At 40.6% G+C, this 23,129-nt stretch carries 17 protein-coding genes; 3 read left to right on the plus strand and 14 right to left on the minus strand.

Annotated elements, in window-relative coordinates; genetic code table 11:
• Positions 1-6: 6 nt before the first annotated feature.
• From glnA to HMPREF1514_RS06615, 6 genes are all read right to left on the minus strand, one after another.
• A complete protein-coding gene (glnA, locus tag HMPREF1514_RS06590; RefSeq protein WP_003070792.1) occupies positions 7-1,353 on the minus strand; it encodes a type I glutamate--ammonia ligase in 1,347 nt (448 codons plus the stop codon).
• 37 nt (positions 1,354-1,390) lie between these two features.
• Positions 1,391-1,750 (minus strand): MerR family transcriptional regulator, encoded by a 360-nt coding sequence (locus HMPREF1514_RS06595; protein ID WP_003070793.1) that lies wholly within the window; start codon positions 1,748-1,750, stop codon positions 1,391-1,393.
• 76 nt (positions 1,751-1,826) lie between these two features.
• Positions 1,827-2,357 carry an FUSC family protein gene (locus tag HMPREF1514_RS06600; RefSeq protein ID WP_037598171.1) on the minus strand — a complete coding sequence of 177 codons (531 nt, stop codon included), beginning with the start codon at positions 2,355-2,357 and terminating at the stop codon, positions 1,827-1,829.
• 138 nt (positions 2,358-2,495) lie between these two features.
• On the minus strand, positions 2,496-2,780 hold the full coding sequence (locus HMPREF1514_RS09260) for a 2'-5' RNA ligase family protein (protein ID WP_006269982.1): 285 nt from the start codon (positions 2,778-2,780) through the stop codon (positions 2,496-2,498).
• 2 nt (positions 2,781-2,782) lie between these two features.
• Positions 2,783-2,989, minus strand: a complete 207-nt coding sequence (locus HMPREF1514_RS06610; RefSeq protein ID WP_037598175.1) for a hypothetical protein — start codon at positions 2,987-2,989, stop codon at positions 2,783-2,785.
• 254 nt (positions 2,990-3,243) lie between these two features.
• Positions 3,244-4,440, minus strand: a complete 1,197-nt coding sequence (locus HMPREF1514_RS06615) for a phosphoglycerate kinase (protein WP_037598177.1) — start codon at positions 4,438-4,440, stop codon at positions 3,244-3,246.
• 142 nt (positions 4,441-4,582) lie between these two features.
• Here HMPREF1514_RS06615 and HMPREF1514_RS06620 point away from each other — a divergent pair, with 142 nt between their 5' ends.
• Entirely contained in the window at positions 4,583-5,287 is a 705-nt protein-coding gene (locus tag HMPREF1514_RS06620; RefSeq protein ID WP_003070797.1) for a hypothetical protein, read from the plus strand.
• A gap of 164 nt (positions 5,288-5,451) precedes the next feature.
• On the opposite strand, the gene rpoC is transcribed toward HMPREF1514_RS06620, so the two are convergent.
• From rpoC to pbp1b, 3 genes are all read right to left on the minus strand, one after another.
• Entirely contained in the window at positions 5,452-9,090 is a 3,639-nt protein-coding gene (gene rpoC, locus HMPREF1514_RS06625) for a DNA-directed RNA polymerase subunit beta' (RefSeq protein WP_037598179.1), read from the minus strand.
• A gap of 38 nt (positions 9,091-9,128) precedes the next feature.
• On the minus strand, positions 9,129-12,695 hold the full coding sequence (gene rpoB, locus HMPREF1514_RS06630; protein ID WP_006268060.1) for a DNA-directed RNA polymerase subunit beta: 3,567 nt from the start codon (positions 12,693-12,695) through the stop codon (positions 9,129-9,131).
• Between the two features lie 288 nt (positions 12,696-12,983).
• The gene (pbp1b, locus tag HMPREF1514_RS06635) at positions 12,984-15,323 is read right to left on the minus strand and encodes a penicillin-binding protein PBP1B (protein ID WP_037598182.1); all 2,340 of its coding nucleotides are present in this window, start codon (positions 15,321-15,323) and stop codon (positions 12,984-12,986) included.
• A gap of 181 nt (positions 15,324-15,504) precedes the next feature.
• On the opposite strand from pbp1b, the gene tyrS reads away from it, so the two are divergent.
• Both tyrS and HMPREF1514_RS06645 read left to right on the plus strand, forming a co-directional pair.
• Positions 15,505-16,761 (plus strand): tyrosine--tRNA ligase, encoded by a 1,257-nt coding sequence (tyrS, locus tag HMPREF1514_RS06640; RefSeq protein ID WP_037598184.1) that lies wholly within the window; start codon positions 15,505-15,507, stop codon positions 16,759-16,761.
• Between the two features lie 210 nt (positions 16,762-16,971).
• The gene (locus HMPREF1514_RS06645; protein WP_037598186.1) at positions 16,972-17,808 is read left to right on the plus strand and encodes a putative RNA methyltransferase; all 837 of its coding nucleotides are present in this window, start codon (positions 16,972-16,974) and stop codon (positions 17,806-17,808) included.
• A 57-nt stretch (positions 17,809-17,865) separates the two neighbouring features.
• On the opposite strand, the gene HMPREF1514_RS06650 is transcribed toward HMPREF1514_RS06645, so the two are convergent.
• The 5 genes from HMPREF1514_RS06650 to HMPREF1514_RS06670 all read right to left on the minus strand — a co-directional run bounded on the left by HMPREF1514_RS06650 (position 17,866) and on the right by HMPREF1514_RS06670 (position 23,038).
• Positions 17,866-18,546 (minus strand): rhomboid family intramembrane serine protease, encoded by a 681-nt coding sequence (locus tag HMPREF1514_RS06650; RefSeq protein WP_037598188.1) that lies wholly within the window; start codon positions 18,544-18,546, stop codon positions 17,866-17,868.
• Positions 18,539-19,066: a 5-formyltetrahydrofolate cyclo-ligase gene (locus HMPREF1514_RS06655; RefSeq protein WP_037598190.1), complete on the minus strand. Its 528-nt coding sequence runs from the start codon at positions 19,064-19,066 to the stop codon at positions 18,539-18,541. Before HMPREF1514_RS06655 ends, HMPREF1514_RS06650 begins: the two co-directional genes overlap by 8 nt.
• Before the next feature lie 455 nt (positions 19,067-19,521).
• Complete coding sequence (gene gltX / locus HMPREF1514_RS06660; RefSeq protein ID WP_003070814.1) at positions 19,522-20,979, minus strand: glutamate--tRNA ligase; 1,458 nt, start codon at positions 20,977-20,979, stop codon at positions 19,522-19,524.
• Positions 20,980-21,216: 237 nt separating this feature from the next.
• Complete coding sequence (gene radA / locus HMPREF1514_RS06665) at positions 21,217-22,635, minus strand: DNA repair protein RadA (RefSeq protein ID WP_156921876.1); 1,419 nt, start codon at positions 22,633-22,635, stop codon at positions 21,217-21,219.
• A complete protein-coding gene (locus tag HMPREF1514_RS06670) occupies positions 22,595-23,038 on the minus strand; it encodes a dUTP diphosphatase (protein WP_037598193.1) in 444 nt (147 codons plus the stop codon). Before HMPREF1514_RS06670 ends, radA begins: the two co-directional genes overlap by 41 nt.
• Positions 23,039-23,129: the final 91 nt, after the last annotated feature.

A 23,129-nucleotide genomic window follows, 5' to 3' on the forward strand; every position in this document is an offset into this window, starting at 1 on the left:
AATTTATTAATACAAATCAAGGTAGTTATCTACTTCCCATTGGGAAACGAAAGTGGCATAGCTTGCCCATTCGATGCGTTTTGCTTCCACAAAACTTGTATAGATATGACTACCCAAGGCAGCTTTTACAACTTCATCTTCTGTTAGTGCTTTCACCGCATTGTGGAGAGTAGATGGAAGATCCGTAATCCCTGCTTCTTTACGCTCTTCTGCTGTCATAACATAGATATTTTCTTCAATTGGAGCAGGTGCTTCAATTTTATTTTCAATCCCATGAAGTCCAACTTCAAGAAGAACCGCCATAGCGATATAAGGGTTAGCCATTGGGTCAACCGAACGCAATTCCAAACGAGTTCCCATACCGCGTGAAGCTGGCACACGAACAAGCGGAGAACGGTTACGTCCTGCCCAAGCAATATAAACAGGAGCTTCATAGCCTGGAACTAAGCGTTTGTAAGAATTTACAGTCGGGTTCATGATAGCTGTATAATTGTAAGCATGCTTAATTAAGCCACCAAGAAAATAGTACGCTGTTTCTGATAATTGCATACCATTTGGATCTTCTGGATCAAAAAATGCATTTTGACCATCCTGATTAAAGAGCGACATGTTACAGTGCATACCTGAACCGGCAATACCAAATTTTGGTTTTGCCATGAACGTTGCATACAGACCATGCTTGCGAGCAATTGTTTTGACAACCAGTTTAAACAACTGAATCTTATCACAGGCACGAAGTACTTCATCATATTTAAAGTCAATTTCGTGCTGACCGATAGCTACCTCATGGTGACTAGCTTCTACTTCAAATCCCATTGTTGTAAGGACATTAACGATTTCACGGCGAGTATTGTCAGCCAGGTCAGTTGGCGCCAAATCAAAATAACCACCCTTATCATTTACCTCAAGAGTTGGATCGCCATTTTCATCCAATTTGAAAAGGAAAAATTCTGGCTCAGGACCAAGATTGAAAGATTTGAAACCAAGCTCTTCCATATGTCTCAAAGCACGCTTCAAATTTCCACGCGGATCCCCTTTAAAGGGAGTTCCTTCTGTTGTATAAACATCGCAAATTAGTCCTGCGACACTGCCATTTTCATCTCCCCAAGGGAAAACAGTCCATGTATCCAAGTCAGGATAAAGGTACATATCTGACTCATTGATACGCACAAAACCCTCGATAGAAGAACCATCGAACATCACTTTGTTGGACAAAACTTTATTCAGCTGTTCATCTGTCGCCGGAATTTCGACATTTTTCATCGTTCCCAAAACATCCGAAAACATCAAACGGATAAAGGTAACATTTTTTTCTTTCACTTCGCGACGAATGTCAGCTACTGTAATTGACATGAGTATCTCCTTATAAAATTTTAAAAATTGATGTTGGTCAATGCATACGACCAAATGGTGGAAGGGAAGAAGCAAAGCGACCTTGTTGCAAAATATCGTTATGAAGGGCTCGACGAACGTCTTTCTCGCTCACTGGCTTTTTATATCTCGCTTCGCGCTCAGCATATTTCCGTTTAATAGCAGCAATATTGTAACCTTCTGAAATGTAATCTTTAATCTCTAACAAGCGATCCATATCATTTAATGAATACATGCGGCGATTTCCTTCATTTCGATCAGGTTTAATCAATTCTTGATCTTCATAATAACGAATCTGACGTGCCGTCAAATCTGTTAATTTCATAACGCTACCAATGGGAAAAACAGCCATATTGCGACGAAATTCCTTTTCCTTCATTGCAAATTCCTTTCTCATGCTCTATTATAGTCCGAAAAATTTTTCCTGTCAAGAATGTATGTTAGGTTTCCTGACATCACTTCTTGTTTTTTAATATCAAAAATTTTCTCAATCGATTTATATCAGAATTGACTAACATGGCAATAAATACCCCCATAAAGGTTTCAAATACCCGTGAAAATACATACAAAATTGTCTCTCCTGTTGGAATTGATAGGGTAATAATCAGCATAGCAGAAACACCACCAATCACTCCTGCTTTATTGTTCATAGCAACATTTGTCATAATGGTTAACATGGTACAAATAGGGACAATCAATAATGTTACCCAAAACTGTTCATGAAAAAGCTGATTGATAAGAAAGAAGAACAAAGCATACAAACCGCCAATACTGTTTCCTAAGATACGAGATGTTCCAAAATGAACACTCTTATCAAAATCCTCTCGCAAACTAAAAACAGCTGTTAAAGCGCCAATCTGTAGCCCTTTCCAACCAAAAAATCCAAAAATTAAAAGGACAATAAAAACAGCGATTCCTGTTTTAAAAGTCCGCATTCCTAATTTAAATTTCGATTTATCAAATTTGTACTTTTTAAAATAACCCATTCATACATTTCCTTTTACCTTTATTCTAACATATTTTAGAGAAATTTTGAGGAAAAGAATGATGGTTTCCAAACAGGTCTGTCAAAGCTTTCCTATACATTTTTTAGAGAAGCTTCACAAACATCTTCTACTTGACCATCACTTCCTATCTTTATCAGTTTTAATCCCGTCAGGATTCCTGAGACAGATGGATAATGAGCAAAACAGTGAAGGTAAAGCAGAGCCCATTTTTTCTTTTGGAACTCGGTTGGCTAATGTCACATGCGGAACCCAGTTTTCAAGAAGATAGGAGGAAGATTGGTCTACATAACTTGCAATCTTTTTATGTAACTCTGCATGAAATGCAGTTAATTCTGACGTTTTAACAGGATTGAGTGTAACAATGGAAGAACCTAGAAAGGACGAAATAGAGCTAAAGTTCAAACTTACAGCTGACTAATCTTCGCCATCTCTTCCGAGATGAGCTGGATATCAGCCAAATCTACTTTTTCAAGAGACGAAAAAGTCAAATGTGGTTCCCGATCGACTACTTCATAAGTGTAGTTTGATAGACTATTGACACTCAAACTGCGCCCAATAGAGCGAACTCGTTCTTGGCTATACCTATCTAGAGCTCCTATAATAGTATACATATCGTTTCTCTGTAAAAGAAAAAGTGGTTGAACCACCTTTTCTCTATTATTTTTTTGTTCTAGCCTTACTTTTCAGTCAATGCTGCAAGACCTGGGAGTACCTTTCCTTCAAGAAGTTCCATAGATGCACCACCACCGCGTCACAAATACTTTCACTAACACAAAAAGGTGAACAAGCCACCTTTTTGTTATCATTTCAGTTTTGCTCCTTTTTCTCCAAAATCAGGATTTTGGAGAGACTAACGGGCTAAAACTTATTTTTCAGTAAGAGCTGCAAGTCCTGGAAGAACTTTACCTTCCAACAATTCCATAGACGCGCCTCCGCCCGTACTAATCCATGAGAATTTATCTGCACGACCAAGGTTGATAGCTGCAGCAGCTGAGTCACCACCACCGATAATTGATTTAACGCCTGGTTGTTTAACGATAGCGTCCATTACACCGATTGTACCAGCTTGGAAATCAGGATTTTCAAAGACACCCATAGGTCCGTTCCATACAACTGTTTTAGCACCAGTCAATTCTTGATCAAATTTAGCGATAGATTTTGGACCGATATCCAAACCAAGGAATCCTGGATCTACTGCTTCACCTTCAGTATCTTTTACTTCAGTGTAGTCAGCAAATGCGTTTGCTTCTTTTGAGTCAACTGGCAAGATCAATTTGCCATTTGCTTTTTCAAGAAGAGATTTCGCAACATCCAATTTGTCTTCTTCTACAAGTGAGTTACCGATTTCGATACCTTGTGCTTTGTAGAATGTGTAAGTCATCCCACCACCGATAAGAACTTTATCAGCTTTTTCAAGAAGATTTTCGATAACACCGATCTTATCAGAGACCTTTGAACCACCAAGAATGGCTACGAATGGACGAACTGGATTTTCAACAGCTTCTTTGATATAAGCAATTTCGTTTTCAAGAAGGAAACCAGCAACAGCTTTTTCAACGTTTGCTGAAATACCAACGTTAGATGCATGTGCACGGTGAGCTGTACCGAATGCATCGTTTACGAAGATACCATCTCCAAGTGATGCCCAGTATTTACCAAGTTCTGGATCATTTTTAGATTCTTTTTTACCGTCAACATCTTCAAAACGAGTGTTTTCAACAAGAAGAACTTCGCCGTCTTTAAGAGCATTAATAGCTGTTTCAAGTTTTTCACCACGGGTAACACCGGGGAAGATAACGTCTTGACCAAGTTTTGCAGACAAATCTGCTGCTACTGGAGCAAGTGATTTTCCTTCCTTATCAGCTTCTTCTTTCACACGCCCAAGGTGAGAGAAGAGAACAGCACGTCCACCATGTTCGATGATATATTTAATTGTTGGCAAAGCCGCAGTAATACGGTTGTCATTAGTGATAACGCCATCTTTCAAAGGTACGTTAAAGTCAACACGAACGAGAACTTTCTTCCCTTTCAAATCAACGTCTTTAACAGTCAATTTAGCCATTTAATCAGACTCCTTATTATTTTTTGTACATGATAATTATATCACAAAAGCGATTAAAAAGGTAGCAAAATCAGACACTTTTCCTGTCTTATTGACAAAGCTCTATCAGAACACTACAATAAAGATAAAAAGGGCAAATCATATGAAACAAACATTATCTATCGTCCAAAAGAAAGTTGACCAAGATTTAAACATCATTGCCATCTTGACTATGCTTCCGCTTATCGGATATCTATTTTTCCAACAAGAAATAACTGATTTCACCCATCAGTCATCGTTTCCCATTTGGCTTCGCCTTCTCTTTCTCGCAATGTGTCAGTTTGGTGCAGCCGGTCTAGGGACTAGTGTCGTTCTGATTCGTCGCAAAGAAAGCTGGAAAGAATATGGATTGGTTACTAAACATTTTCTCCCGTCCTGCGTCCAAACTGCAATCACCTGTCTTCCTTTGCTGCTTTTCCTCATCATTACAGGACAAGTTCACACCTACCTCCCATTTCAATCAATCTCCTTAACGAAAGAAATTCTTGCTAGTTCTTTTCCGACAAACATCTTAGGTTACTTGCTCATTTCTCTTATCTGGGGATTCTGGGAAGGTTTTAATTATGTTGTAATTTCTAGGAAAATCAATCTTCGCTATCCACGTCAAAATAAGAAAATTGACCTTGGTGCCCTCATTTGTGCTTTGATTTGCCTCCTTGTTCATGGAATGATTGGCTTGGATGCGACTTCTCTATTTGAAGCAATCGCCGTATTCATTCTCATTTATGGCATGCTGGTCATTCAAAAAAGGACTGGGAATGCATGGAGTTGTATTCTCATCTTTTGCTTCTTTTGGAATGCATTTTAATACTAGCCAAAAATCTAATTTTGACGGCCCCTTTTTACACTTGAATCAAAATTAAAATGCGATATACTCGCTATGCAAAGCTAGCTAAATTTAAAAATTACCAGAAAGTTTTTCATAAAATTCTAAACCTAACAAAAAGAGTCGAAGATTTCGACTCTTTTTTATTATTTTGCTGGTGTGGTTTCTTCCACAGTTTCTGTTGCCGTTGTATCTTCGATAATTTCAACTTCATTGACAGCTTGCGGCTCAAGATTACGGTAGCGTGCCATACCTGTACCAGCTGGAATGATTTTACCAATGATAACATTTTCCTTTAGACCAAGCAAGTGATCTTTCTTACCACGGATAGCCGCATCAGTCAGAACACGAGTGGTTTCTTGGAAAGAGGCAGCTGATAAGAAACTGTTGGTTTCCAGAGAGGCCTTGGTAATTCCCATAAGAACAGGACGAGCTGTTGCAGGAACACCGCCTGAGATAACTACATCTCGGTTAGCATCGGTAAAGTCTGTAATATCCATGAGTGTGCCCATAAGAAGATCAGTATCTCCCGGATCCATGATGCGCACCTTACGAATCATTTGGCGAACCATTACTTCAATATGCTTGTCACCGATTTCTACCCCTTGACTGCGGTAAACTTTTTGCACTTCAGCTAGCAGGTAAGTCTCAACAGACAAGACATCACGAACAGCCAATAAATGTTTCGGTTGGATAGAACCTTCTGTTAATGCTGCCCCGCGAGAAACTTGGTCACCTACAGCCACTTTCATACGAGCTGTAAATGGTACAACGTATTCTCCTTCACCGGTTGCACCCTTGACAAAGACTTTCTTAGTCCGAGTGGAAGCATCTTCTTCAATCGCAGTGACTTCACCTTTAACTTCTGTGATGACTGCTTCCCCTTTTGGATTACGGGCTTCAAAGATTTCTTGAACCCGAGGAAGCCCCTGAGTAATATCAGTATTAGAAGCAACACCACCCGTATGGAAAGTCCGCATAGTCAATTGTGTACCAGGTTCACCGATAGATTGGGCAGCAATGGTTCCAACTGCTTCTCCAACTTCAACAGCGTCGCCCGTTGCCAAGTTGATACCATAACAGCGACGGCAAACGCCATGACGTGTATTACATGTAAAGACAGAACGGATAGTAACTTCTTCGATACCAGCGTTGATAATTTCATGCGCTACATCTTCTGTAATCAATACATCTGGACCAACGATGACTTCACCTGTTTCAGGATGTTTAACCGATTTTTTCGTATAACGACCAATCAAGCGCTCTTCCAATGGTTCAATCATTTCTTTGCCGTCAGTAATAGAGCGAATCACAAGACCACGGTCAGTTCCACAATCGTCTTCACGAATGATAACATCTTGCGCCACATCAACCAAGCGACGAGTCAAATAACCTGAGTCGGCAGTCTTAAGGGCTGTATCAGTCATCCCTTTACGCGCTCCGTGAGTTGAGAAGAACATTTCCAGAACAGACAAACCTTCACGGAAGTTAGACAAGATTGGCAACTCCATGATACGGCCATTAGGAGCAGCCATCAAACCACGCATACCGGCAAGTTGCGAGAAGTTAGAGATGTTACCACGGGCTCCAGAGTCCATCATCATAACGATTGGGTTCTTCGGATCTTGGTTAGCAACCAAGCGTTTTTCCAATTTTTCACGAGCAGCACGCCATTCTGCAGTAACCGCGTTATAGCGCTCATCGTCTGTAATCATCCCACGACGGAATTGTTTCGTGATTTGTTCAACACGTTTATGTGACTCTTCGATAATTTCTGCCTTATCTTCAACGACTGGAATATCGGCAATCCCTACTGTCAAACCAGCAAGCGTTGAATGATGATAGCCGAGATCTTTCAGACGGTCTAGAAAAGCAGACGTTTCAGTTGTACGGAAACGCTTGAAGATCTCAGCAATGATATTTCCAAGATTTTTCTTCTTAAATGGTACGTTTAATTCAAGTTTACTGATGGCTTCTTTGACATCTTGACCAGGTTCTAAGAAATATTTAGCTGGCACACCTTCTGCTATATTTGAGGCAACTGGTTCTTGCAAATACGGCAATTCATCTGGCATGATGTCATTGAAAAGAATCTTACCAACTGTTGTTAAAAGAATCTTGTGTTTTTGATCTTCCGTCCATGGTTTGTTCAAACTATCAGTCGCAATCCCAACACGTGTATGTAAATGCACATAACCATTCCGAAGAGCCATTACAGCTTCGTCACGGTCTTTAAAGACCATACCTTCACCTTCACGACCAGCTTCTTCCATTGTTAGGTAATAATTCCCCAAGACCATATCTTGTGACGGTGTTACGACTGGCTTACCGTCTTTTGGATTGAGGATGTGCTCAGCAGCTAGCATAAGAATCCGTGCTTCTGCCTGAGCTTCTTCCGACAATGGTACGTGAATAGCCATTTGGTCTCCGTCAAAGTCGGCATTGTAGGCCTCACACACAAGCGGGTGCAAACGAAGAGCTTTCCCGTCAATTAAGACTGGCTCAAATGCTTGAATTCCTAATCTGTGAAGTGTCGGTGCGCGGTTAAGGAGTACCGGGTGTTCTTTAATGACATCCTCTAAGATATCCCAAATACGTTCATCACTGCGTTCCACCAAGCGTTTAGCAGCTTTCACGTTTTGCACAATATCACGCGCTACAATTTCACGCATAACAAATGGTTTGAAAAGCTCAATTGCCATTTCGCGCGGCACACCACATTGGTACATTTTGAGGGTTGGACCTACCGCAATAACCGAACGTCCTGAGAAGTCAACCCGTTTTCCGAGCAAGTTTTGACGGAAACGACCTTGTTTTCCTTTAAGCATGTGGCTCAATGATTTGAGCGGGCGGCTACCTGGTCCAGTAATTGGACGACCACGACGACCGTTGTCAATCAACGCATCAACCGCTTCTTGCAACATCCGCTTTTCATTTTGCACGATGATTCCAGGAGCATTCAGCTCCAAAAGACGTGCCAAACGATTGTTCCGATTGATAACACGACGGTAAAGATCGTTCAAGTCAGAGGAAGCAAAGCGTCCACCGTCCAGCTGAAGCATTGGACGTAAGTCTGGTGGAATAACTGGTAAGATATTTAACACCATCCATTCTGGTTTGTTACCAGATTTTTGGAAAGCATCTAAAACATCTAAGCGGCGTATCGCTTTGACGCGCTTTTGCCCAGTTGCAGTTTTTAATTCTTCTTTGAGGGCTGCAATTTCTTTTTCCAAATCTACTTGTTTCAAGAGATCTTGGATAGCTTCAGCACCCATTTTTGCAACAAATGATCCTGAACCGTATTCCCGCAAGCGTTCACGATATTCCCGCTCCGTCATAATAGATTTGTGCTCAAGTGGCGTATCTTTTGGATCAATCACCACATAAGCTGCAAAATAAATGACTTCTTCAAGAGCACGAGGACTCATATCCAATGTCAAGCCCATGCGACTCGGAATCCCTTTAAAATACCAAATATGAGAAACAGGAGCCTTTAACTCAATATGTCCCATACGCTCACGACGCACTTTTGTACGAGTGACTTCAACACCACAACGGTCACAAATGATTCCTTTATAACGAATCCGTTTATACTTTCCACACGCACATTCCCAATCTTTCGTAGGACCAAAGATGACTTCATCAAAAAGTCCTTCACGTTCTGGCTTTAGTGTACGGTAGTTAATTGTTTCAGGTTTCTTCACTTCCCCATAAGACCAAGAGCGGACTTTACTAGGTGAAGCTAGGGTGATTTGCATACTTTGAAAACGATTTACATCAACCACTATTTCTTACCTTTCTTTATTATCTATTGAATCAGTTCTTATTCTTTTCCTTCAGCTTCAAAAGCTGCTCTCGCTTCTTGAGCTGCCTTTTCACGCGCTTTTTCAAGGTCATCTACGTGAATCACATCGTCATCCATGCCTTCATCCAAGTCACGAAGTTCTACTTCATTGTCATCTTCATCTAGGACGCGCATGTCAAGACCAAGTGACTGCAATTCTTTCACAAGAACACGGAAAGATTCTGGCACACCTGGTTTTGGAATTGGTTTGCCTTTAGTAATAGCTTCATAAGCTCTCAAACGACCATTGATATCATCTGACTTGTAGGTCAAGATTTCTTGAAGGACGTTAGAAGCACCGTAAGCTTCCAAAGCCCAAACTTCCATTTCTCCAAAACGTTGTCCACCGAATTGAGCTTTACCACCAAGTGGTTGTTGCGTAACGGTTGAATAAGGACCAACTGAACGGGCATGAAGCTTATCATCGACCATGTGGTGCAATTTAATCATATACATGACACCGACAGATACACGGTTGTCAAACGGCTCACCCGTACGACCATCATAAAGAATCGTCTTGGCATCGCTATCCATGCCTGCTTCACGAACAGTATCCCAAAGGTCATCTGAGCTTGCTCCGTCAAATACTGGCGTTGCTATGTGGATACCAAGGTTGCGAGCAGCCATACCAAGGTGAAGCTCCATAACCTGTCCGATATTCATACGTGATGGCACCCCAAGTGGGTTCAACATGATGTCTACTGGTGTTCCGTCTGGAAGATAAGGCATATCCTCAACTGGAACGATACGGGAAACAACACCTTTATTTCCGTGGCGTCCGGCCATCTTATCCCCAACGCGGATCTTTCGTTTTTGAGCAATGTAAACACGCACCAACATGTTGACACCAGATTGCAATTCATCACCGTTCGCACGAGTAAAGATTTTCACATCACGGACAACCCCAGCACCACCATGTGGTACACGAAGAGATGTGTCACGTACTTCACGAGATTTATCACCGAAAATTGCATGAAGCAGGCGTTCTTCAGCGGATAAGTCTTTTTCACCTTTCGGCGTTACTTTACCGACAAGAATGTCGCCCTCTTTCACCTCAGCACCAATGCGGATAATTCCCATTTCGTCAAGGTCTCTTAGCGCATCTTCCCCAACGTTTGGAATTTCGCGCGTAATTTCTTCAGGACCAAGCTTTGTATCACGTGTTTCTGATTCAAATTCTTCCAAGTGAACAGAGGTATAAACGTCATCTTTTACTAGACGTTCACTCATGATAACGGCATCTTCAAAGTTGTAACCTTCCCATGTCATATAAGCAACGATTGGATTTTGTCCAAGCGCCATTTCGCCTTTTTCCATAGAAGGTCCGTCTGCGATAAAATCGCCTTTTTCAACCGTATCGCCAACTTTCACCAGCGTACGTTGGTTGTAAGAAGTACCAGAGTTTGAACGGCGGAATTTCGTAATATGATAGACATCAAGCGAACCGTCTTCACGACGAACTTCAACTTTGGCAGCATCAGAATATACAACTTTACCGTCGTGTTGTGCAATAATCGCCGCACCAGAATCGTGAGCTGCTTGGTATTCCATTCCAGTCCCAACGTATGGTGCATGCGGATCAATCAACGGTACTGCTTGACGTTGCATGTTGGCACCCATGAGGGCACGGTTTGAGTCGTCATTTTCAAGGAACGGGATACATGCTGTCGCAACGGCAACTACCTGTTTAGGCGACACATCCATGAAATCCACCTGATCTGAAGGAAATTCTTGGTTATTCCCTTGGTGACGTCCCATAACAATCGCTTCTGCAAAACGCCCGTCTTCTGTTAACTTAGAATTTGCTTGAGCAACGATGTATTCATCTTCTTCATCCGCTGTTAACCAGACGATTTCATTGGTGACCAGACCTGTTTCACGATCCACTTTACGGTAAGGCGTTTGGATAAAGCCATATTTATTCAAATGCCCATAAGAAGACAAGTTATTGATCAAACCAATATTTGGTCCTTCAGGTGTTTCAATCGGACACATACGACCATAGTGGGTATAGTGCACGTCACGCACTTCGTATCCTGCACGGTCACGTGTTAAACCACCAGGTCCTAAGGCAGATAAACGACGCTTGTGAGACAACTCAGACAGTGGATTGTGTTGATCCATAAATTGAGACAATTGAGAGGAACCAAAGAATTCTTTGATAGCTGCTGTAACTGGGCGTATGTTAATGATTTGTTGCGGAGTCAGTACTTCGTTATCTTGCACGCTCATGCGTTCACGAACATTGCGCTCCATGCGAGAAAGTCCAAGACGCACTTGGTTAGCAAGCAATTCACCTACCGCACGAATCCGACGATTTCCCAAATGGTCAATATCATCCACACGGCCGATGCCTTCTGCTAAGTTGAGGAAGTAGCTCATCTCAGCCAAGATATCCGCTGGTGTAATCGTATGAACCCGATCACCTGGATTAGCATTCCCAATAATAGTTACCACGCGATCTGGATCAGTTGGTGCCACGACTTTGAATTTTTGAAGAACGACTGGATCTGTCAATACAGCTGCATCATTTGGAATATAAGTGATTTTATTCAAATCTCCATCCAAATAGTCTGCAATACTATCAATGACACTACGCGTCATAACTGTTCCGGCTTCTACTAAGATTTCTCCTGTTTCTGGGTCAACCAAAGGTTCTGCAATCGTTTGATTTAACAAACGTGTTTTGATATTTAATTTTTTATTAATCTTGTAACGACCAACTGCCGCCAAGTCATAACGATGTGGATCAAAGAAACGAGCAACCAACAGACTACGTGAGCTATCCGCTGTCTTAGGCTCACCTGGACGAAGGCGTTCATAGATTTCTTTCAGCGCTTCATCTGTACGTGAATCCATCGGATTTTTGTGGATATCTTTTTCAATCGTGTTGCGAACGAGATCGCTATCACCGAAAATATCAAAGATTTCATCATCACCAGAGAAACCAAGTGCACGAACAAGCGTTGTAAATGGAATTTTACGAGTGCGGTCAATCCGAGTGTAGGCAATATCTTTTGAGTCCGTTTCCAACTCTAACCAAGCTCCACGGTTTGGAATGACGGTTGAACCATACCCAACCTTCCCATTTTTGTCTACTTTATCATTGAAGTAAACACCTGGAGAACGAACGAGCTGTGATACGATAATCCGCTCACCACCGTTGATGATAAACGTTCCCATTTCTGTCATGATTGGAAAATCGCCAAAGAAGACTTCTTGCGTCTTGATTTCGCCGGTTTCTTTATTGATTAAACGGAACGTCACAAAAATAGGTGCAGAATAGCTAGCATCGTGAATCCGTGCTTCTTCTAAAGTGTATTTGGATTCTTTGATTTCATAACCAACAAACTCCAGATCCATAGTGTCTGTAAAGTTTGAAATAGGAAGTACATCTTCAAATACTTCTTTCAAACCATGGTCAAGAAAATCTTTGAACGAATCCGTCTGGATTTCAATCAAATTTGGTAAATCAAGAACTTCCTTGATTCTTGAAAAACTACGACGAGTACGGTGTTTCCCGTATTGAACTTCATGTCCTGCCAAGTTTTTTACTCCTTCTTCTTTCTACATTCTCTATTACATGATAGAGTAGCAATTTCATTTGTCCTTTCTGATAAATTTTCAGAATCTTTAAGTTTTGATAACAAACGATGAAAATCCCAAAAATAGGCACAAAAAGAGCAGCTAAATCTGACTCTAAAAGTATGATTTAACTGCTGTGAGCTTTATATGGACAATATTTCAAATAAAGCAGACGACAAATTATTAATAATATTATACCCTATTTTACTCTGCTTTTCAAGTTTCTTTACTTATGAAAGTGTTTTTATTTTAACGTCCACCTAAAAGTGCTGCCCAAGCTTTTTGATAATCACTATCTGTCCCACCGATTCCAAATTTATAGGTGGTCATCGGAGCGCCATTTTTCGCCCAGTAACTAGTAACCGTCTGACCAGTCAGGCTCATGCTACGACCGTTGACTGTGACTGTTCCAGCTCGTTCACCTGTTGCTTTGAGAACATTGGACTTAATCACGCTTGAATCCAAATTGAACTTATCACCAACTCCCCAAATATTTGGATCAGCTTGATGAATTGCATTCACCAAGTGAGCCATATACTGAGCATTGTTATTGTAACCCGTCAAAGGTGCCATTGAAGCATTATTGTCATGACCGATCCAACCACCCAACGTTAATTTTGGAGTGGATACCATAAGCCACATATCTCCATTGCTGTTGGTTGTCCCCGTTTTTCCTATCCAATCAGCATTAGCCAAGCCACTATTAATCTGTGCTAAACGAGATTTGAAAGTCGTCGTAGCACCTGAACTCAACACTCCACGCATAAGGCTTTGCATAATCGTTGCTGCGGCCTTGGAATAAACTTGAACAGGTTTAGCTTTATGTTCATATACAACTTTCCCATTCTTTGCCGTAATCTTTTCAATCATATAGCGCTCTTGATAAGCCCCATTATTGGCTAAAGTTTGAAAACCATTGGTATGCTGAGCAACAGATACTTCAACCCCACCGCCCATTGGCAAACTTTCAATATCGTAATTTTCAATTTGATAGCCCATTTTTTCCATATAACCTCGAACATTGACCCCTTTGTCACGAAGCAATTTATAGGTCCAATAAGCTGGAATGTTCCAAGAAGTATTTAAAGCCTCCTGCAAATCCATCATAGCCGTACCACGGCTATCTACGTGCATAATGGGCTCGCCGCTAGAGAAATTCGCCGGATAATTAGACAGCATACTGGCACTGCCCATCAGGCCTTGGTCAATGGCTATGCCATAAGCTAAAATCGGTTTAATGGTTGAGCCTGGTGAGCGCTCCGTATCAAAAGCGTGGTTGTTTTGGTTGGAAGCATAATCACGTCCTCCTATAAAGCCCAAAACAGCACCCGTCCGATTGTCCATGAGAACATTTCCCGCTTCAACTGCACCTGTTCCATCATCTAACACACCACCAAAATTAGCAATCGCATTTTGCATAGCGTTGTGGATATTTTTGTTAATCGTTGTGGTAACAGTATAGCCACCCTCACTCAACTCTTTTGCAGCTAATTCTTTATAGGCTTTCACAGTTGCATCATTTTTCAATTCCTGTTGTGAAACGTTGTCTCGCCTAATCAAATATTCATACATTGCTTTTTGAGCTTCTTTCATCGCAACGTAATATAAATAATCATGCGAATTTTTTGGAGAGCGATCGGCAGGCAGAAAATCCCGTTTCAAATCATAATCTTTATACAATTGGTACTCATCTTTATTAATCGCACCTGTTCGATACATATTGTAAATGACTTTTTTAGCACGGTTGAGTCCTAATGTCATGTCTTTAGCACTTTTCAGACTACCATCAGCTGCATAAGGAGAATAAACAATCGGGCTTTGTGGCAACCCCGCAATAAAAGCTGCTTGAGGTACTGTCAACTTGCTAGCAGGTACTCCAAAAATTCCTTGGGCCGCTTCTTCTACACCGGCAATATTTTGCCCTTTATTATTTCTTCCAAACGGGGCCACATTCAAATAAGTCGTTAAAATATCATCTTTGTTCATACAGCGTTCTAAAGCCAGTGCATCAATGATTTCTGTCGCTTTACGCTTGAAAGTTGGTGCATCACCAACAACTTGTTGTTTGATTAACTGCTGCGTTAAGGTGGAACCACCACTTGAGGAGCCAATCCCTGCAACAGATCCTAGTGTTGCCCGCAAAACAGCTTTCGTAACAACCCCATGATGCTTGTGGAAATTTTCGTCTTCCGTAGCAATGACTGCTTTTTTTACATTAGCAGAAATAGATTTGCTAGCTACTGATATTCTTAGTAAATCACTATCAATTGCTGAAATTGAACTACCATCAGCATATTTTAATTCAGAAATAGCCGAGATGTCTTGGATTTTTTTGATAAGCTCTTCTTTTTTAGGAGTTTCAACCTTATCGAAGATTCTTGCACCATAACCCAATGCAATACCTCCACCAAACAAGCAACCTAAAAAAACAAGCACAAAAAAGACATTTGATAATAATTTCAGAGTACGAAGGACAGTTCCACCAATACTCAAAATTGTCCAGTTTTCCTTTTTATTTTTGCTAGGACGATCTGTCTGAAAAAGTTTCTCAAACAATTGTTGTATTTTTTCTAAAACTTGTTTAAACATTCTTTCTCCTTGGGCTTTCTGTGCCTATTATAGCAAATTTATGAAACTTCTGACAACAAGAAAGACAAGCCTTGGCTGAAATCATTGTTTTTTTCATTATTTTTGCGATTTTACTATATTCTAGTGCTTGTTTGTGATACAATGTTACAATAACTAGAAATTTTATAAAGGAGAGACAGATATGCACATTTTTGATGAGCTAAAAGAACGTGGTTTGGTTTTTCAAACAACTGACGAAGAAGCATTGCGCAAAGCCCTAGCAGAAGGAAATGTCAGCTTTTATTCTGGTTATGACCCAACTGCTGATAGCTTACATCTTGGTCACCTTGTACCAATCCTTGTCATGAAACATTTACAGTTGGCTGGTCACAAACCCTATGCTCTCGTTGGCGGTGCAACTGGCTTAATTGGCGATCCATCATTTAAAGATACAGAACGGAGCTTACAAACAAAAGACACAGTTGAAGGTTGGGTCCGCAGCATTCAAGCACAAGTATCACGTTTTCTTGACTTTGAAAATGGCGACAACAAAGCTGAAATGGTCAACAACTACGACTGGTTCTCCGACATTAGCTTTATTGACTTTCTACGTGATGTTGGAAAATATTTCACTGTCAACTACATGATGAGTAAAGAATCCGTAAAAAAACGGATTGAAACAGGCATTTCGTATACCGAGTTTGCTTACCAGATTATGCAAGGCTATGACTTTTTTGAGTTAAATCGACAATACGATGTCACTTTGCAAATCGGTGGTTCAGATCAATGGGGCAATATGACTGCTGGTACAGAATTACTTCGCCGCAAAGCAGATAAAACAGGTCATGTTATTACAGTGCCTCTTATCACAGACGCAACTGGTAAGAAATTTGGTAAGTCAGAAGGCAATGCTGTATGGCTCAATGCCGATAAAACCAGCCCTTACGAAATGTATCAATTCTGGATGAATGTCATGGATGCAGATGCCGTGCGTTTCCTAAAAATCTTTACACTTCTTCCACTTGATGAAATCGAAGAAATCAGAAAACAATTTGAAGCAGCTCCCCACGAACGGTTGGCACAAAAAATCTTAGCACGAGAAGTGGTCACGCTTGTACATGGCGAAGAAGCCTACAAAGAAGCGCTCAACATCACCGAGCAGCTTTTTGCTGGAAATATTAAAAATCTTTCTGTCAAAGAACTGAAACAAGGACTTCGCGGGGTGCCAAATTATCAAGTGAAAGTAGATGACAATCTCAATATCGTAGAAATGTTGGTAACAGCTGGCATTGTCAATTCTAAACGCCAAGCGCGGGAAGATGTTCAAAATGGCGCTATTTATGTCAATGGCGAACGTATTCAAGACCTTAACTATACATTAACGGATGCTGACAAATTAGAAAACGAACTGACCGTTATTCGACGCGGGAAGAAAAAATATTTTGTTTTGACTTACTAGTCAAAAATGAAAAGGCTGGGTTTAACCCCAGCTTTTTCTTTATTTTAATTAGCATAATGCATTGACCTAGTTGTAGCTTGAAAAATAAAAAACACAAATCCCATCTTAATAAAGAAGGACTCATTTTCAGTTTCCTTTCTTTATCATCGACTTGCCAAAGCATTTCTCACATGTTACACTAGTCAGAGAAATCTATGAAAGAGAAAACGCATGAAACCCAAACTCAAACGTTTTGAAACGGCTAATCTTTTTGCTTGCCCTTTTTGCCAGCAAGCCTTGTTTTTAGCAGAAAATAGTCTTAAATGTAACAATAAGCATTCCTTTGATCTAGCAAAATTCGGTTATGTCAATCTGGCACCACAAGTGAAGCAGTCAAAAGACTACGATAAAACCAACTTTCAAAATCGACAATTGATTCTCGAAGCAGGATTCTATCAGCCAATTTTAAACAAACTGTTAGATATTTTAACTTCTTTGCCACAGCATGCTAATCTGTTAGATATTGGCTGCGGAGAGGGGTACTATGCTCGAAACCTGCAAGCACAGATGACTGATAAACACATCTACGCGTTTGATTTATCAAAAGAATCGATTCAGCTAGCAGCCAAAAGCGACCACAGCATGGCAGTAAATTGGTTTGTTGGAGATCTGGCGCATCTTTCCATTCAAGATACCAGTATGGATGTGATTTTGGATATTTTCTCTCCTGCCAATTATCAAGAATTTCAACGCGTATTGCGGAAAAACGGCTTGCTTATTAAGGTTATTCCTAATAACCAACATTTGCAAGAAATTCGTAGTATCGTTGCCGAGCAGTTAATCAACACAAACTACTCCAATCAGAAAATCATTGAGCGCTTTAAGGAATCCTTTACCATTGCAGACTCCTATGATGTTACTAGCACTTTTTCACTAAAGGAAAATGAAAAAATGGCTCTGCTGAAAATGACTCCGCTTCTTTTCAATATGAATATTGAAAAAATCGACTGGTCATCTTTACATGAAATCACCATTGCTGCAAAGATTTTGGTCGGTCAAGAAAAATAAACACAAAAGAGGTAGAAACAGACTGCCGCGAGATACAGCAGTCTATTCAACCCCTTTTTATATGCCTCGATTAAAAGCAAGAAAGACCATTCCCAAAACTAAAACTAAATAGATAACCAGCGCTAAAACACGTTGCCCCACTTGATAAGCTCTTTGCTCGCCATGGACTGGGAAAATAACAGCACACAGAGCGCCTCCGACTGCACCGCCTAAATGTCCTGCCAGACTGATTCCCGGTGTCAAGCTTAATACCAAGTTCATAACCAGTAGAATTAAGTAAGATTGACCAAGTTGCTGAATATAGGGATTGTGAACCGCATAGCGCAACGTAATAATAGCGCCAAAAATTCCAAACAAAGATGTAGAGGCACCTGCCGCCACAGCACTTGGAGTGAAAAAGAAGACAAAAGCATTTCCTAAAATCCCAGACATCAAATAAAGAAACAGAAAATTCCATGAACCAAAAATGTCCTCAGCTTGGCGTCCGATAAAATACAGCGTAATCATATTCATCACAAAATGCTCCAAGCCGATATGAACGAAAATCGCTGATACCAAGCGCCAAATCTGACTTGGAAAATATTGGATGCTTCGCCCATGCATGGCGCCAAACTCATAAATTGTTTGAGTACTGCTGTAAGCAAATCCACGCAATAAAAACATGGTTAGAAAAAGTCCTGTCGTTATAAGTAATAAAATACTTGTCACAGGATACTGTTTATCATAAACTTTATTCACAAATCAATACCTCCTGAATAGGAATATCGTAATTATCCGGTTGAAAATCCGCTAATTGACAAGGATAAATTGTACTTACTGTCATTCCCTTAAAATCAGCCAAGTAGCGGTCATAATAACCTCCACCATAGCCAATCCGGTAGCCACCTTTATTAAAAGCAACACCCGGTACGTGAATCAAATCAATATGAGTTTTCTCTACCACTTGTCCACTCCTTGGCTCCCAGATACCAAAAGCAGTCAATTCCAAGTCATTTGGATTATAATCCACAAAAACCATGCACCCATGAGGATAAGTCTTCGGAATCACAATTCGCTTGCCATCTGCTTGTGCTTGTCTGATGAAAAGCCCCGTGTCAAACTCGTGTGGCAAAGATAAATAAGTCGCAATTGTTTTAGCGTGTTGGTAAACAGAGGATTTCAGCAAGTACTGTGTGAGCAAAGCATCTCTCTGCTGTTTTGCTATCAATTCCTGTCCTTTCATTTCTCTTACTATCTTTTTACGTAAAGTCGTCTTCACTTATCTTCTCCTTGATAAGGTTGTCAGAATTTCCAATCCGTCATTTATTAAAGTAACAACAAAAACTTTCCAACTTTTTGATTAGCAAAATAGCAAAGATGCTTCAGTTGATGTCAGTTTCAGATAATAAAAAACATGAAATGAATACTCTAATCTAAGCATGGCTCTTTTTTCTTTATTTAATGAATCAAATCCATCCCAGATGCCAAAATTTAATGACAGAATCTGGGTACTTCGTCTGCTAACTTTCCTTCAAATAGCACTTTTAAATTTGCGTTTTTATCCAGTTGTAACAAGTTGGATTAATTCCTGAGTAGTCATTTAAGTAGCTAATATAGGCCTTTTTTTACTTTAATTTAGTATTAAAAATTATTATATCATAAAATCAAGTATTTCATCATATAGAAAGCAAAAACACCACAAAGTTCAAATATTGTGATGTTTTTTTAGTTAACTTATTGAATATGTTTCAGCATCTTCTCAATATGCTCAATGGACTTTTCACGTCCAAGCAGATAAATGGTATCTGGTAATTCTGGTCCGTGCATTTCGCCCGAAACAGCGATTCGGATTGGCATAAAGAGATTTTTACCTTTGATACCCGTTTCTTTTTGCACTGCCTTGATTTGCGGGAAGATATTTTCTGATTTGAAGTCTTCATCACTCATAGCTTCCATTTTTTCTTTGAATGCTTTCAAAACAATCGGTACCGTTTCGCCTGACATAAACTCTTTTTCATTTTCTGTTAGCTCTGGGAAATCTTCAAAGAAGAGGTCTGTGAGCGGTACGATTTCATCAACAGATTTCATCTGTGGTTTGTAGAGTGCGACCAATTTCTCAGCCTTATCTGTTAAACGACCAGCTACATCCAAATAAGGTTTTGCCATCTCAAAAATGGTTTCAAAATCCGCATTTTTAATGTATTCATTGCTCATCCAATCTAATTTCTTTTGGTCAAAGGCAGCCGGAGACTTACTGAGACGATGTTCATCAAAGAGTTGGATCAATTCTTCGCGAGAGAAAATTTCATTTTCACCGCCAGGATTCCAACCAAGGAGAGCAATAAAGTTAAACACTGCTTCTGGTAGGTAGCCTTTTTTACGGTAATCTTCGATAAATTGAAGTGTATTCGTATCACGTTTTGACAATTTTTTGCCTGTCTCCGAATTGATAATCAAGGTCATGTGACCAAATTGCGGTGCTTCCCAACCAAGTGCTTCATAAACCATGAGCTGCTTAGGTGTGTTAGCAATATGGTCATCTCCACGGATAACGTGTGAAATTTCCATTAAGTGATCATCAATAACAACGGCAAAGTTGTATGTTGGATAACCATCTTTTTTCTGGATAACCCAATCACCACCGATGTTGCCACCTTCAAATTCAATCTCACCTTTAACAAGATCATTCCACTTGTAAATACCAGATTCATTGACTGCAAGACGGACTGTTGGAACGATTCCTTTAGCTTCACGCTCTGCGATATAAGCTACTTTTTCATCTTCAGACATTCCTAGATATTCATTGATGTAACGAGGCGTTTCTCCAGCAGCTTCCTGCCGTTCACGCTCTGTAGCTAATTCTTCTTCCGTTACGTATGATTTGTAAGCCAAGCCTTTTTCGAGCAACTCATTGATATAACCTTGATAAATATCCAAACGTTCAGATTGGCGGTATTTTTCATGCGTTTCTGGACTTTCATCCCAGTCAATCCCTAACCAGCGAAGATTTTCCAGCTGCGAACGCTCCCCGTCTTTGACATGACGCTTGCGGTCTGTATCTTCGATCCGAATAATAAACGTACCACCGTAGTGACGAGCATAAAGATAATTAAAGAGCGCAGTCCGCGCATTTCCGATGTGTAACAGTCCCGTTGGACTTGGTGCGTAGCGCACACGAATTTTATTCGCCAATTTCATTTCTCCTAATGTTTATCTTAAATTTCTAACAGGAAAACCCTGTTTCTATTTTAAACGTTACTATTATACCACAAGTTGTCGAAAAGAAATAACAGAAGCGATGAAACTTTATTATTCTTCGAATCATTTACAGAAGATGAGCGAAAAACAAACTTTCTCTACAGAATTTCCTTAGCAATATAGAAACCGTCGCCTATCTCACCTATCAATTCAATGTTCAGTTACACTTACTTACCCAAACACCTTCTTCAATACTTCACCAATCGTTGTCACACCAATAACTTCAGTCTTTTCGGGAATATTCAATCCGTTCAAAGAGTTTTTAGGAACATAAATTTTTGTGAAGCCTAACTTAACAGCTTCGTTGATGCGCTGCTCAATGCGATTGACACGGCGGATTTCGCCTGTCAGACCAATTTCGCCAATATAACATTCTTGAGGGTTGGTTGGCTTTTCCTTATAACTGGAAGCAATGGCTACCGCAACCGCTAAATCAATAGCAGGCTCATCTAAGCGCACACCACCAGCTGATTTGAGATAAGCATCTTGATTTTGCAGAAGCAAACCAGCTCGTTTCTCCAAAACAGCCATAATCAGGCTGGCACGATTGAAGTCCAGACCTGCCGTTGTCCGCTTGGCATTGCCAAACATGGTCGGTGTCACCAAAGCTTGCACTTCCGCCAAAATCGGTCGTGTCCCCTCCATCGTCACCACGATAGAAGAGCCTGTCGCACCATCTAAACGCTCCTCTAAGAAAACCTGACTAGGATTGAGCACTTCAACCAGACCACCTGACTGCATCTCAAAAATGCCGATTTCGTTGGTCGAACCGAAACGATTTTTAACTGCCCGCAAAATGCGGAAAGTATGCTGACGTTCTCCTTCAAAATACAGCACTGTATCTACCATATGCTCTAGCGTTCGTGGACCAGCCAGCGTTCCTTCCTTGGTCATATGACCAACGATAAAGGTGGCAATATTGTTAGTTTTCGCCAACTGCATGAGTTCTGCTGTCACCTCCCGCACTTGCGAAACCGAGCCCTGCATGCTGGAAATTTCCGGCGACACAATCGTCTGAATGGAATCGATAATCAAAAAATCCGGTTTGATTTTTTCAATCTCAGCACGAATATGCTGCATATTGGTCTCGGCATAGAGATAAAATTCACTATCAATATCTCCTAATCGCTCAGCTCGCAGTTTAATCTGCTCAGCAGACTCCTCGCCGCTGACATAAAGAACCGTTCCCTTATGAGAGAGTTGGGTTGAAACCTGCAATAAAAGTGTCGATTTCCCAATGCCGGGATCTCCTCCGATTAGAACTAAACTTCCCGGCACCACACCACCGCCTAAAACGCGGTTAAATTCGTCCATATCCGTCTTGGTGCGCTTCACATCAATAGAAGTTACTTCTGCCAATTTCATCGGTCGTGTTTTTTCTCCGGTCAGAGAAACACGCGCATTTTTGACTTCTGCCACTTCTACTTCTTCGACAAAAGACGACCAAGTACCACAATTCGGACAACGCCCCAGATACTTGGGCGAATGGTATTCACAATTTTGACAAACAAATGTCGATTTTTTCTTGGCTATGATAGATTCCTCTTTCTTAATGCCCAGTGCTTCCAAAACCACCTGTCCGCACACCATCTGCTTCATCATTATCAGCAAGCAAAAACGGCGCAAAGACAGCTTGAACGATACGGTCTTCCTCTTCTAAGACTACTTCTTGCTCTGTAATGTTCTGCATTTGCGCAAAGATGTGACCTTCATTTCCCGGATTGCCGTAATAATCTCCGTCAATAACGCCTACAGAGTTAATCAAAACTAATCCTTTTTTACGTGGATTAGATGAACGATCATAAAGATAAAGCACTTCACCAACCTGCATATAGGCCTTGACACCTGTTGACACTAATTTAATCTCTTTTGGCGCAATGACTGTACGCTCTGCCACTTTTAAGTCATAACCTGCCGCATGAGCCGTCTCACGCTTTGGCAGTAAATTTTCATTTGTAAAGCTTGAAACAAGCTCAAAACCACGAATTCGCATCTTTTTCTCTTTTCTACTTTTACTTTCCCTATTATACTAAATTCGTAAAAAACACGCAAAATGCAGGTCATCTTTCAGCCTGCACTTTTTA

Origin of the sequence: Streptococcus sp. AS20, from assembly GCF_000524255.1 — a bacterium.
Classification (GTDB): domain Bacteria; phylum Bacillota; class Bacilli; order Lactobacillales; family Streptococcaceae; genus Streptococcus; species Streptococcus constellatus.